The organism is Actinoplanes sp. NPDC089786 (assembly GCF_040684855.1).
GTDB lineage: Bacteria > Actinomycetota > Actinomycetes > Mycobacteriales > Micromonosporaceae > Actinoplanes.
This window is the reverse complement of the sequence record NZ_JBFBGU010000001.1, coordinates 964,641-977,293: the sequence shown is the minus strand read 5'-3', so window position 1 is coordinate 977,293 and position 12,653 is coordinate 964,641. Positions and strand designations below refer to the sequence as shown.

General features: G+C 72.0%; 10 protein-coding genes. 6 read left to right on the top strand and 4 right to left on the bottom strand.

The annotated features are described in order from the left end of the window. Nucleotides 1-3 precede the first annotated feature (3 nt). Entirely contained in the window at nucleotides 4-1,662 is a 1,659-nt protein-coding gene (locus tag AB0O15_RS04730) for a phospho-sugar mutase (protein WP_364314016.1), read from the top strand. Nucleotides 1,663-1,691: 29 nt separating this feature from the next. On the opposite strand, the gene AB0O15_RS04725 is transcribed toward AB0O15_RS04730, so the two are convergent. After that, nucleotides 1,692-2,375 (bottom strand): GPP34 family phosphoprotein, encoded by a 684-nt coding sequence (locus tag AB0O15_RS04725; RefSeq protein ID WP_364314013.1) that lies wholly within the window; start codon nucleotides 2,373-2,375, stop codon nucleotides 1,692-1,694. A 141-nt stretch (nucleotides 2,376-2,516) separates the two neighbouring features. On the opposite strand from AB0O15_RS04725, the gene AB0O15_RS04720 reads away from it, so the two are divergent. Next, the gene (locus tag AB0O15_RS04720) at nucleotides 2,517-3,032 is read left to right on the top strand and encodes an acyltransferase (protein WP_364314011.1); all 516 of its coding nucleotides are present in this window, start codon (nucleotides 2,517-2,519) and stop codon (nucleotides 3,030-3,032) included. Between the two features lie 154 nt (nucleotides 3,033-3,186). Here AB0O15_RS04720 and AB0O15_RS04715 read toward each other — a convergent pair whose 3' ends face one another. Genes AB0O15_RS04715 through AB0O15_RS04705 form a run of 3 tightly spaced genes read right to left on the bottom strand, consistent with a single transcriptional unit; the run spans nucleotide 3,187 to nucleotide 8,285 of the window. Next, a complete protein-coding gene (locus AB0O15_RS04715) occupies nucleotides 3,187-4,470 on the bottom strand; it encodes a nucleotide sugar dehydrogenase (protein WP_364314008.1) in 1,284 nt (427 codons plus the stop codon). 51 nt (nucleotides 4,471-4,521) lie between these two features. Further along, on the bottom strand, nucleotides 4,522-6,066 hold the full coding sequence (locus tag AB0O15_RS04710; RefSeq protein WP_364314005.1) for a glycosyltransferase: 1,545 nt from the start codon (nucleotides 6,064-6,066) through the stop codon (nucleotides 4,522-4,524). A 17-nt stretch (nucleotides 6,067-6,083) separates the two neighbouring features. Next, on the bottom strand, nucleotides 6,084-8,285 hold the full coding sequence (locus AB0O15_RS04705; RefSeq protein ID WP_364314002.1) for a glycosyltransferase family 4 protein: 2,202 nt from the start codon (nucleotides 8,283-8,285) through the stop codon (nucleotides 6,084-6,086). Between the two features lie 197 nt (nucleotides 8,286-8,482). Here AB0O15_RS04705 and wecB point away from each other — a divergent pair, with 197 nt between their 5' ends. From wecB to AB0O15_RS04685, 4 genes are read left to right on the top strand one after another with little or no spacing between them, the layout of a single operon-like run. After that, nucleotides 8,483-9,562: a UDP-N-acetylglucosamine 2-epimerase (non-hydrolyzing) gene (gene wecB / locus AB0O15_RS04700; RefSeq protein WP_364314000.1), complete on the top strand. Its 1,080-nt coding sequence runs from the start codon at nucleotides 8,483-8,485 to the stop codon at nucleotides 9,560-9,562. A 10-nt stretch (nucleotides 9,563-9,572) separates the two neighbouring features. Further along, entirely contained in the window at nucleotides 9,573-10,778 is a 1,206-nt protein-coding gene (locus AB0O15_RS04695; protein WP_364313998.1) for a glycosyltransferase, read from the top strand. Beyond that, a complete protein-coding gene (locus AB0O15_RS04690; RefSeq protein WP_364313995.1) occupies nucleotides 10,771-11,313 on the top strand; it encodes a hypothetical protein in 543 nt (180 codons plus the stop codon). Before AB0O15_RS04695 ends, AB0O15_RS04690 begins: the two co-directional genes overlap by 8 nt. Continuing rightward, nucleotides 11,310-12,653 carry a glycosyltransferase gene (locus tag AB0O15_RS04685; protein WP_364313992.1) on the top strand — a complete coding sequence of 448 codons (1,344 nt, stop codon included), beginning with the start codon at nucleotides 11,310-11,312 and terminating at the stop codon, nucleotides 12,651-12,653. Before AB0O15_RS04690 ends, AB0O15_RS04685 begins: the two co-directional genes overlap by 4 nt.

Genomic DNA, 12,653 nt, shown 5'->3' with positions numbered 1-12,653 from the left:
GGCATGTCAACTGACGACGTGCGGGAGCGGGCCGAGGCCTGGCTCGCCGATGACCCCGACCCGGTCGCGCGGGCCGAGATCCGGGCGCTGCTCGACGGGCTGCCGGGCAGCGCCGGTGAGCTGGCCGACCGGTTCGCCGGGCCACTGACCTTCGGCACGGCCGGGCTGCGCGGGCGGCTGCGGGCCGGGCCGAACGGGATGAACCTGGCCGTCGTCACGCGCGCCGCCGCCGGGCTGGTCGGCTGGCTGAGCGGCACGGGCGCGGACGGGCCGCTGGTCATCGGCTACGACGCCCGGCACGGGTCGCGGGCGTTCGCCGAACGCACGGCCGAGGTGGCGCAGGGCGCGGGCCGGGCGGCGCTGCTGCTGCCCCGGCCGCTGCCGACGCCGGTGCTGGCCTACGCGGTGCGAGCCCTGGACGCGGTGGCCGGCGTGATGGTCACCGCCAGCCACAACCCGCCGCAGGACAACGGCTACAAGGTCTACCTGGGCGCCGGCCTGGGCGGAACCTCGGGCGCGGGCGCACAGATCGTGCCGCCGGCCGACGTCGAGATCGAGGCGGCCATCCAGGCCGTCGACAAGCTGGCGGCGGTCGAGCTGGGCGGTCCGGGCCGGGTCCTCGGCGAGGAGATCATCGACGGGTACGTCCACCGCGCGGCCGCCACCCTTCCGGCCGGCCCCCGGGCGCTCACCGTGGCGTACACACCGCTTCATGGTGTTGGTGGTGACGTGCTCGCCGCGGCCTTCGAGCGCGCCGGCTTCCCCGCGCCGCACGTGGTGGCCGAGCAGGCCCTACCCGACCCCGACTTCCCCACCGTGGCCTTCCCCAACCCGGAGGAGAAGGGCGCGATGGACCGGCTGCTCGCCCTGGCCACGGCCACCGGCGCCGACCTGGCCATCGCCAACGATCCGGACGCCGACCGCTGCGCCGTCGCCGTGCCCGGGCCGGACGGGTCCTGGACCCCGCTGACCGGTGACCAGCTCGGGGCGGCGCTGGCCGACCAGCTGATCCGCCGCGGCGCCCCCGGCACGTACGCCACCACGATCGTCTCGTCGAGCCTGCTGCGGGCCATCTGCGCGGCCCGGGGCGTCCCCTACGGCGAGACGCTGACCGGCTTCAAGTGGATCGTGCGGGCCGACGACGACCTGGCCTACGGCTACGAGGAGGCGCTCGGCTACTGCGTCGCCCCGGGCCTGGTGCGGGACAAGGACGGCATCACCGCGGCCCTGCTGGTGGCCGAGCTGGCGGCAGGGCTGAAGGCCGAGGGGCGTACGCTCGCCGACCGGCTGGCCGAGCTCGACGTGGAGTTCGGCGTGCACCGCACCGATCAGCTCTCGGTGCGGGTGGACGACCTGGCCGACATCGGCCGGGCCATGTCCCACCTGCGCGGGGCGCCACCGGCCACCCTGCTCGGCGAACCGATGACGTTCGAGGACCTGCGGCCCGAGAACGACATCCTGCGGCTGAGCACGGCGTCGGCGCGGGTGGTGATCCGGCCGTCCGGCACCGAGCCGAAGCTCAAGGCGTACCTGGAAGTGGTCCGCCCGGCGACGGCCGCGACCCTGACCGGGGACCGCGCGGCCGCGAGCGAAGCCGTGGCCGCGTTGAAAGACGAGACGGCGAAAGCGCTAGGCCTCATTCCACATTCGGGCACAGTCTGAACGCCCCGGAAGCGAATGTGAAATAAGGCCTAAACCTGCCGGGGGGTGCCTAGCGCGGCCTGGATGGCGCGGCCCAGGGTGGCGACGACCAGCGCGACGCTGGGCCGCACGATCGAGTCCTCCAGGTTGGCGGTGCCGCTGAACCCGGCGCCGCTGGCGATCGCCTCCAGCCGCGAGTGGGCCTGCGCCGCCTCCTCCGGGGGCAGCCGCAGCGCCGGCTCCATCCGCACCGCCACCAGCAGCGTGCACAGGGCCGCGGTCCGCTCGTCCGGCATGCCCTGGGTGATCAGCGCCTCGGCCAGGCGCTTGCGGATCTCGGCCTCCACCGCCGGGTCGGTCGTCGGGTAGCGGTGCACGTGGATGACGCCCATCTGGGTCTCGTCCACGTCTCGTACGACGCCGCGGGCGACCAGGTCGGCCAGCACCCGGGTGCGCAGCCCGTGGCGCAGCCGCTGAAGCCACTGGGCCGGGGTGTGCGGCTCGTCGGCCGCGGCCTTGGCCAGCACGGCGTCGGCGATCGGGTCCTCGACCGAGGTGTCGTCGATGACCTTGAGATACCCGTCCACGTACGCGACGCGGTTGGCCAGCGCCAGGTCGACCATCACGGCCGCGGCCATGCCGAGGTCGAGACCGATGCGGGAACCAGTCGCCTTGCCGGTCTGGTCGTCGTAAGCGAGGAGGAGCAGCTCCTCAGCCAGCGCGATGGAGGTCATGCCATGGAACGATAGTGGCCGCGGTCACGCTGATCACCCCCGAGGTCAGAGGTCGGACTCAACCGGGTGATCCGCCGGTCACGCTGTGTGCGACTGACGCCCGGTGACGGCCGTTGCGCGCACGCTTGCGAGGATGCGCGGATGGATTACTTCGTGCACGCGAGCGCGGACGTCGAGGAGGGCGCCCAGATCGGCGCCGGCACCAAGGTGTGGCACATCGCGCACATCCGGTCCTCGGCCTCCGTCGGCGCGGACTGCGTCATCGGGCGCAACGTCTACCTGGACTCGAACGCGGTGGTGGGCAGCCGCGTGAAGATTCAGAACAACGTCTCGGTCTACCAGGGCGTCACGATCGAGGACGACGTGTTCGTCGGCCCGTGCGCGGTCTTCACCAACGACCTGCGCCCGCGCGCCCACAACACCGACTGGAAGATCACCCCGACCCTGATCCGCCGGGGGGCCTCGATCGGCGCCAACGCCACCCTGATCTGCGGCATCGAGGTCGGCGAGGGCGCCATGATCGCCGCCGGTTCGGTGGTCACCAAGGATGTCCCGCCCTACCAGCTGGTCGCCGGCAACCCAGCCCGCCCGAAGGCCTGGGTGAACTGGTCCGGCGAGATCATCTCCCGTGACATGGAGAATCCCCCGCAGAGTTGACCGGCTCCGCTCCGCGGCGATCGCCCCCAAAATGCCGCTGAGATGACTCGCGCTTTTCTGCCACCCGCAAACCCGGCGGGCGTGAGAAACCACGGGCCATCTCAACGACGGGGCGATCGCGGGGTCGGAGTCTCGCCCCGCGATCGTTCCGTGCCTAACCGCCGATGACGATGCGGCGGATGCCGACGAGCTTGTCGGGGTCCGTCGTCCGGCGACCGTCGACCAGCACCTTCACACCGGGCAGGTCGTCGCTGGTCAGGTTCTTGTACTCGGCGTGGTCGGCCTGCAGGATGGCCGCGCCCAGGTCCTGACCCTCGAACGGCGGCAGGCCGTGCGCGGTCAGCTCCTCCGACGAGTACATCGGGTCGGAGACGTAGGGCACCGCGCCCCGGCGCTTGAGCTCCTCGACCGTGCCGAAGACCCCGGAGAACGCGGTCTCCTTGACGCCGCCCCGGTAGGACGCGCCGAGCACCAGCACGCCCAGCCCGGTCAGGTCGCCGACCGCGGCGGCGAGCAGGTCGACCGCGTACGCCGGCATGGCCGCGTTCGCCTCGCGGGCGGCCCGGACGACCGTCGCGTGCGGGTCGTTCCACAGGTAGAGCCGCGGGTAGACCGGGATGCAGTGCCCGCCGACCGCGATGCCGGGCCGGTGGATGTGGCTGTACGGCTGGGTGTTGCACGCCTCGATGACCAGGTTGACGTCGACGTCGATGGTGTCGGCGAACCGGGCGAACTGGTTGGCCAGCCCGATGTTGACGTCGCGGTAGGTGGTCTCGGCCAGCTTGGCGAGTTCGGCCGCCTCGGCCGAGCCCAGGTCCCAGACGCCGTTCGGCTTGTCCAGGTCGGGGCGGTCGTCGAAGTCGAGCACGGCCTGGTAGAACTCGATGCCGCGCTGGGCCGAGCCGGCGTCCACGCCACCGACCAGCTTCGGGTACTTGCGCAGGTCGGCGAAGACCCGCCCGGTGAGCACCCGCTCGGGGCTGAACACCAGGTGGAAGTCGCGGCCGGCGACCAGGCCGGAGCCCTCTTCGAGCAGCGGCGCCCAGCGGTTGCGGGTGGTGCCGACCGGCAGCGTGGTCTCGTAGCTGACCAGGGTGCCGGGCTTGAGGCCGCGGGCGATGTCCTTGGTCGCCGACTCCATCCAGCCGAAGTCGGGCCTGCCGTCGCCGTCGACGAACAGCGGCACGACGACCACGACCGCGTCGGACTGGGCGACCGCGGACGCGGTGTCGGTGGTGGCGGTCAGCAGGCCGGCGTCGACGGCCTCCTTCAGCTTGACGTCCAGGTCGGCCTCGCCGGGGAACGGCACGACACCCTCGGCCACCTTGCGGACGGTGGGCTCCGACACATCCGCACCGAGCACGGTGTGTCCCTTGGACGCGAACTGGACGGCGAGCGGCAGCCCGATCTTGCCCAGGGCGACGACACAGATCTTCATGCGGGGGTCTTTCCTCCTCGGGGCGGCGCGGTCGCGCCGGACAGAATTGGCCTAGCGCAGGCGAAGCCGACGCAGAACGGCGCCGGCGAACCGGCGCGGTGTCACAGGGTTGACCACGATGCGTAGCTGGCCGTCACGGTTCGTATCCGGCGCCACCGACCACATCCGCAGTCCACGACGGTGCAGAATACGCGCCAGGGGTTTGCCCCGGCCGCTCACGGTCACCGGAAGGCTGTGGAATTCGCCACCCACCGTACGCACGAAGCGCAACGCCCGGCGCTTGCGGTGGACGTCCTCGGCGAGCACGTTGTCGAGGATGAAGTCGGCGCGGATGGCGCCGCCCGGGCGGATCTCGGTCTTCGCGGCCACGTGATCGCCGGCGAAGACCCGGGGGCGCGGCTCGTCGGTGCGGTCCAGGTCGGTCAGCGAGCTCTGCCATTCGACCACGAGGGAGCGCCGCCCGTCGGCGTCGCGTCCCCACCGGACGGTGGCCGGGCCGGCCTGGTGGACGCGCGGGCCCAGGGTGGCGGTGGCGTCGTACCACTCGTCCGGGAAGTCGCGTTCCGGGTCGCGGAAGAACGGGTAGCCGAGGTAGTGCCGCTCGCCCTCGACGATCACCGGCTGGTTCTTGCTGGCCAGGTGGTGGGCCAGGACGGTGATCAGGTCGTCCAGGGAACCGAACTGGGCGACGCTGACCAGCAGCCGCCGGTGGGCCTCCAGGCTCTGGCGCACGTCGTCGGTCAGGTAAGTCTCGGCCAGCTTCTTGATGCCGTCCTGCACCCGGCTCTGCTCGGCCCGGATCGAGTCGAGGAACCGCTGGTTGAGGACCTTGCTGGCCTCCCAGGTGAAGTGCCGGTGGAGGACCCGGTGGCGGGCGGCCGCGTCGGGGATCAGGTCGGCGGCCAGGTCCATCAGGACGGCGGTGTCGGAGAGCAGGTCGTGCAGCGGGGTGCCGTACGTGATGTTGCTGGAGTCCTTCCGGCGTACCGCGTAGTAGAACTTGTAGTCCGAGCGCACCGCCACCCGCCGGGCCTTGACCACCGCCTGGATGGTGAACGGCTGGTCGCTCTGGGAGCGCAGCTGCTCGGGGTAGCGGATGTGGTGCTCCTCCAGCAGCGAGCGGCGGAAGAGCTTGGTGTTGGACAGCGCGAACGGCAGCGCCGAGTTGGTCAGCGTGACGTCGTCGCGGTCGCCGGGGTCGAAGATCTGCTGGCTGACCCAGCGGCCGCCGGCGCCGACGAGCCGGCCCAGCACGACGTCGGCCGACAGCTCGTCGGCCGCGCGCACCAGCCGTTCCAGCGCCTCGGCGCCGAGGTGGTCGTCGGCGCCGAGGAAGAACACGTACCGGCCGGTGGCCTGCTCCAGTGCACGGTTGCTGGGCGCGGCCGGACCACCCGAGTTGGCCTGGTGGATCACCGTGATGGTGTCCGGGTAGCGGCGCTGCCAGCGGTCGAGCTCGGCGCCGCTGTCGTCGGTGGAGCCGTCGTCCACGGCGATCACCTGGAGCCGGTCGAGCCCGATCGTCTGCCCGGCCAGCGAGGTCAGCGTCTCGCGGAGGTAGGGCATCGTGTTGTAGACGGCGACGATCGCCGTCACATCGGGCGCCGTTCCGGTCACGACTCGGCGCGCCCGGTCGGCAGCGGCTCGGGCAGGGACATGTCGGTGCCCACCACGATCGACGGGTTCTGGCGGGCCAGGCCCCAGCCGATGGTCACGCCGGCGATGCCGTAGACCACGATCCGCCGGGTGTGTCGCAGGTCGAGCTTCGGCAGCACCCGGCGCCGGGCGATCTTCCACATCACGCGCGGGCGCACCACCGAGTAGTACGGGTTGTAGATCCGCCCCTGGACGCGGTCGGCCACGTACTTGTGGCCGCGCTGCGCGGCGATCGCCAGGGCCTCCGGCATCGGGTCGCGGACGTCCTTGGCCCGCGCCCGCAGGTAGCCCAGCGCCCGGCGCGGGAAGCCCTTGACCACGACGTGTTCCAGCCGATGGGGGAACCGGTGTTCCTCGGCCTCGCCGACGCCGTAGACCTTGACGCCGTCGTCGTCGGCGAACCATTTGAAGCTGTCCGGCTTGGAGGCGATCACATCGACCGCGTAGCCGCGTTCACGCAGGTCGGAGATGAACCGGCGGGCCGTCCGGGGGGCCGGCGGGTCGATCGCGACCAGGGTGATCCGGTCGGTCTCGGCGGTGGTGACCGGCGGCGGCGCGGCCGGCTCGTCCACCGCGTCGGTCGTTCCGGCGGCCGGCCCGGCCAGCACCTCGCGGTAGATCTCACGCAGCTGGGCGCCGACCGCTTCGCGGCCGTAGCGCTCGCGGAGCTGACGGCGGGCCTCGGCCAGGTCGAGGCCGTCCCAGGCGTCAACCAGCTTCCGGTACGCCGTGACGATCTCGTCCGGGTCCTCGGTGACCTCGAACAGCTGCCCGGCGACGTGATCGAGCCCGTGCAGCGTCTCGGCCGGGCCCTGGCTGCGGGCGGCCAGCACCGGGGTCCCGGTGGCGATGGCCTCGACGATCGTCATCCCGAACGTCTCGGACGTGCTGGCGTGGGTCAGCACGTCGTGTTCGTGCAGCAGCCCGGTGACCTCCTCGGGCCGGACCGGGGGCAGCTGGGTGACCCGGGCGCCGAGGCCGAGCTCCTTGATCCGCTCGCGCAGCTGGGCCTCGAGCTTGCCGTTGCCGACCAGGGTCAGCGTCACCCGGTCGTCCTCGGCGGCCACCTTGGCGAAGGCTTCGAGCAGCGTGTGCACGCCCTTGTGCTCGAGCATCCGGCCGACGTAGAGCCAGCGCAGCGGGGCGGCGGGGGGTGCCGGCCGGACCGCGAACTGGTCGAAGTCGACCGGGTTGGGAACGATGGAGAGCTTCTTCTCGTGCTGCGGGAACTTCTCGACGATCTGGTCGAGCAGGGCCCGGCCGACGCAGAGCACCCGGTCGGCGCGGGCGAGCATCTCGCCGTACGCGTTGCGCGACGCGCGGTGCTCGAAGATCTGGTCGAGGAAGGTGGCGTGCTCGGTCACGATGATCTTGGCGTCGTCCCGGGCCAGCGCCGCGGCCACCACGCCCGCGTAGTGCCCGGTGTGCGCGTGCACCACCGGCGCCTCGATCCGGCCGGTGGGCAGCGCCTCGGCCAGCCGCTCGACCTGCTCCTGACCCCACGTCGCCCAGCTGCCGCTGGTCTGCTGGGGCACGACCGCCCGGACCAGCTCGCCCTCGGTGGTGTCCTCGACCACCAGGCCGGCGTCGCGCCGCAGCTCGCGCTCGATGGTGACGCCGATCAGCTTCCCGGTGACGCCCTTGGGCGAGTAGAACCAGTTCTCCGCGTGCAGGGTGGTGATCGTGCCGGCCTCCTTGCCGACAGCCTCGGTCGTGGCCCGCACGAAGGCGCCGGCGAAGGGGTCGTTCGGCGACGGGTACCAGGGTGTGACGACGGTCACGTCGGCCGCGGCGGGCTTGCGCCCGGGGTCGGTCACCACGTCGGTGCGTACCTCGAGACCCGGGAACTGCCGGTGGGCGGCGTCGGCGATCGGCGACGCCTCGGGGTCGCCCGCGATCAGCAGGCCCGCACCGGCCAGCGGCCCCCGCCGGGAGAGCAGGAGCTTGCGCGCCACCCGCAGCGCCTTGCCCGGATCGGCCGAGCCGACCTTACGGACAGTGACGCCGGGCACCTCAACGCCGGACCATTCGGGCAGATCGGCCACCACCAGAAGCACCGTCCGGCCGGTGGCCGCCAGTTCGGCGGCGAGCGTCCGTGCGGCCCGGATCCGGCGCGCACCCAACGCGACGTAGACGACCGGGGAAGTTGGGGTGGCCAACGGAACTCCTTCGCGTGAAGTCGCGGCGTGTGATCTGGCGGCCCACGCCAGGCGCCGCGGCGGCTAACAGTATGGTGCCCTCTCCAGCACGACGCCGCCCCCTCCAGGCGTGGGGACTGCGGCCGGACGACACGCCGGGCTCACGTATCGTGTGCTGCGGCCGAGACATCCTCCCATCCGAGCCGAGGAGCATATTCGTGAAGGTCCTGAGTGTCGTGGGCGCCCGCCCACAGCTCGTGAAGCTCGCGCCGATCGCGGCCGCTTTCGCCGAGACGGAACACGAGCACGTCATCGTGCACACCGGCCAGCACTACGACGCGGACCTGTCCGACGTGTTCTTCACCGGGCTCGGCATCCCCGACCCCGACGTGCACCTGGGCGTCGGCTCGGGCAGCCACGGCGTACAGACCGGTGCGGTGCTCAGCGCGATGGACCCGGTGCTCGAGCGTGAGCAGCCCGACTGGGTGCTGGTCTACGGCGACACCAACTCCACGCTGGCCGGCGCGGTGTCCGCGGTGAAGCAGCACATCCGGGTGGCCCACCTCGAGGCCGGGCTGCGCTCGTTCAACCGGCGGATGCCCGAGGAGCACAACCGGGTGCTCACCGACCACGCGGCCGACCTGCTGCTCTGCCCGACCGAGGAGGCCATGCGGCACGCCGCCGACGAGGGCCTGGCCGAGCGCTCGGTGCTGGTCGGCGACGTGATGGTCGACGTCTGCATGCGGGTCCGCGACGACGTGCTGGCCGGCGGCGGGATCAAGCCCGAGCTGCCCGCCGGCATCGATCCCGAGCAGCCCTACCTGCTGGCCACGCTGCACCGCGCCGAGAACACCGACGACCCCGAGCGGCTGGCCGCGCTGCTGGACGCGCTGGCCGGGCTGCCCGTGCCGGTCGCCCTGCTCGCCCACCCCCGGCTGGTCGCCCGGGCCGAGAAGTTCGGCCTCAAGCTCAACCAGGGCGCGCTGCACTCCGGCCGGCCGCTGCCGTACGCCGGGATGGTGGCCGGCGTGCTCGGCTCGGCCGGCGTGGTCAGCGACTCCGGTGGCCTGCAGAAAGAGGCCTACCTGCTGGCCCGGCCGTGCACCACGCTGCGGCCCGAGACCGAGTGGCCCGAGACGCTGGCCAACGGCTGGAACCACCTGGTGCCCGACCCGTGGACGCTGGGCGCCGACTGGTCGTCGCTGGCCACCCGCCCGGCCCCCGACGCCGAGCGCGGCGCACCCTACGGTGACGGCCACGCCGCCCAGCGGGTCGTCGACGTGCTGCAACGCAGCTGACGAGGCATCCGTGACCACCCCATCACACCCCTCACCGGTCGCGGTCGTCACACCCTGGTACCCGGGCGCGGACCACGCGTTCCGCGGCGCCTTCGTGCGGGCCATGGTCGACGCCACCGGACCGGGCACCGACATGACCGTGTACCACTGCGAAGAGTGGGGACACCGGCTGGACGGCGGGCCGATCGAGGCCGCGTACCAGAGCCTGCTCAGCCGGACCCACCGCCCACCGCACGCGATCCCGACGGCCGGCGGCGCCCGGCTCATTCACACCCCGGTGCCGCTGACCGTGAGCCCGGGCTACGCGGCGATCGGCCGCCGCCATGCCGAGACGCTGAGCGCCGTGCTCGACGGCAAGCCGCTGCCCGCCCCGGTCGTGCACGCCCACGTCGGCCTCCAGGGCGGCTGGGGCGCGCTGCGGAACAAGGCGCCCGACGCCCGGCTCTTCGTCACCGAGCACGCCACCTTCCTCGGCGGGGTGCTGGCCCAGCCCGAGGCCAAGGAGATGTACGACGAACTGCTCACCCGGTGCGCCGGCTTCTTCGCGGTCGGCGCGGCGGTCAGCGACCCACTGATCAAGGCGTTCCCGCACCACCGCGACAAGATCCAGCTGATGCCCAACCCGGTGTCCTTCGACGTCCGGCGGCCGAAGCCGGTCACCGAGCTGCGCCGCTGGCTCTACGTCGGCAGCCTGACCGAGCGCAAGGGCGTGCGGTGGGTGCTCGAGGCGTTCGCCCGATGCCGGGCCGAGGACGAGACGCTCGAGCTGACCCTGGTCGGCGACGGCGAGCTGCGCCGCCCGCTGGGCGCCAAGGTCCAGGAGCTCGGCCTGAGCGACGCCGTGACGTTCCTCGGGCTCCAGCCGCCCGACCGGGCCCTCGACCTGATGCGCGAACACGACCTGCTGGTGCACAACAGCCGGTTCGAGACGTTCGGGATGACCATTGTGGAGGCGTCCGCCGCCGGGATGCCGGTGCTGGTCACCCGCTGCGGTGGTCCGGAGGAGACGCTCGCCGGCATCGAGGAGGACGCCGGCGAGATGATCGACGTCGAGGAGGCGAGCGACGCGCTGGTGGCCGGCTTCCGGCGGCTGCGCGACCGGTTCCCCGACAAGATCGACCTGGGCCGGGCCCGCCACCGGCTGGAGAGCCGGTACGGCTACGCCGCCACCGCCGAAGCCCACCATCGCGCCTGGTTCGGGGACACCGATGACTGAGCACGTGCTCTTCCTGGCCGAGGGCGGAACCCGCAAGCGAGCCGCCGCCATCGACGCCGTCCGGGTGCTCGACGCCGGCGGCGAAGCCACGCTCGTGGTCCGGGACTTCGCCGCATGGAAGAACGAGCGGCTGGACAAGCGGATACGCGTCATCGACGTGGACAAGCTGGAGAAGCGGTACGGCTGGATGCGGGCCGAGCAGGCGCTGCTCGTCCGGGGCCCACGGGCGGCGTTCCGTCTCGTAGGATTGGGCCCGGTCAAGCGCCTGTCCCAGCGCGCCGCCGGCGCCTGGGACCGGCGGGTCGCCACCCCGCTTCACCAGCGCACGTTCCTTCCCCTGCTGCGCCGGCGGCCGGCGGCCCGCCCGCCCGCGCTGATCCGGCAGCACCTCGGTTCCCGGGCCGGGGTCGACCTGCTGGTGGTCACCGACCCGGCGTCGATGCCGGCCGCGGTGACCTTCCTGCAGATCTTCGACGTGCCCCGCGTCGCGTACAACCTGGACACCGCCCCGGCGGCCTCGATGGGAGAGCGATGACCACCACGGATGGAAGCCGGCGTCCGCGAGTCCTCTACCTCTCGTTCTACTTCCCGCCGTCGCGGGCCAGCGGGGTCTACCGGGCCCGGGCCACCGCCAACCACCTGGTCGCCGACGGCTGGGACGTCACGGTCTTCGCCGCGCCGCTCAAGTTCCTGTACGAGGCGATCGGCTCGGTCGACGAGAAGCTGGCCGAGACCATCGACCCGCGGGTCCGGGTCGAGCGCCCGTGGCTGAGCCAGTTCGTCTGGGCCAGCGACATCCGCCGGTTCAGCCGGTTCCGCCGGAACTCGCCGATGCTCGCGCTGGCGCTCTACAACAAGACGCAGAAGTTCTTCCCCGAGCACTACCACTCGTGGGGCATGGCCGCGGTGGCCAAGGCGTTGCGGATGCACGCCAAGCAGAAGTTCGACGTGGTGGTGGCGACCGGCAACCCGTTCGCCGCCTTCGCCGCCGCCTACCTGATCAACAAGTTCACCGGCGTGCCGTACGTCGTGGACTACCGCGACGCCTGGACGCTCGACCTGTTCGAGGACAAGCCGCTCTACCCGGCCGGCCACGGCGCCTGGGCCTGGGAGAAGCGGGTGCTGCACAAGGCGTCCGCGGTCATCTTCGTCAACGAGGCGCTCCGGCACTGGCACGCCGAGCGGTACCCGGCCGACGCCGACAAGATGATGATCGTCCCCAACGGCTGGGACCAGGACGTCCTCGAGGAGGGTGTGGCGCCACACAAGTCGGTGCGGCCGCTGCGGTTCTCGTACGTGGGCACGCTGACGCCGGCCCAGCCGGTGCAGGAGATGGTCGAGGCGTTCATCGAGGCGCGCAACCACCCGTCGCTGTCCGACGCCACCCTCAACCTCTACGGCCACCTCGGCTTCTTCCGGGCCGGGCACGTGCGGCTGATGCAGGTCCTCGGCATCGACGAGGAGAACCGGGTGGGTGGTGAGGACACCGGCATCATCTACCGGGGACCGGTCTCCAAGACCGAGGTCGCCCACACCTACGCCGAGAGCGACGTCCTGGTCTTCCTGGCCGGCGGGGCCAAGTACGTGACGTCCGGCAAGATCTTCGAGTACATGGCGAACGCCAAGCCGATCGTGTCGGTGCACGCCCCCGGCATCGCGGCGGCCGAGGTGCTGGCCGGCTATCCACTGTGGTTCAACGCCGACAGCCTCGACCCGGTCGACGTGGCCCAGGCCATGATCGCCGCGGGCAAGGCGGCCGAAGACCTGACGCCGGAGACCCGTGAGGCGGCCCTGAAGCACGCGCAGCAGTACACCCGCGACCGCGTGCTCATCCCGTTCGAACAGAAGCTGCGTTCGCTCATCAAGCGCAAGTGA

Coding starts and splice junctions, on each gene's coding strand:
- AB0O15_RS04685 (WP_364313992.1), top strand. CDS start 11,310: ATGACCACCACGGATGGAAGCCGGCGTCCGCGAGTCCTCTACCTCTCG.
- AB0O15_RS04690 (WP_364313995.1), top strand. CDS start 10,771: ATGACTGAGCACGTGCTCTTCCTGGCCGAGGGCGGAACCCGCAAGCGA.
- AB0O15_RS04725 (WP_364314013.1), bottom strand. CDS start 2,375: ATGACCTCCATCGCGCTGGCTGAGGAGCTGCTCCTCCTCGCTTACGAC.
- AB0O15_RS04715 (WP_364314008.1), bottom strand. CDS start 4,470: ATGAAGATCTGTGTCGTCGCCCTGGGCAAGATCGGGCTGCCGCTCGCC.
- AB0O15_RS04730 (WP_364314016.1), top strand. CDS start 4: ATGTCAACTGACGACGTGCGGGAGCGGGCCGAGGCCTGGCTCGCCGAT.
- AB0O15_RS04720 (WP_364314011.1), top strand. CDS start 2,517: ATGGATTACTTCGTGCACGCGAGCGCGGACGTCGAGGAGGGCGCCCAG.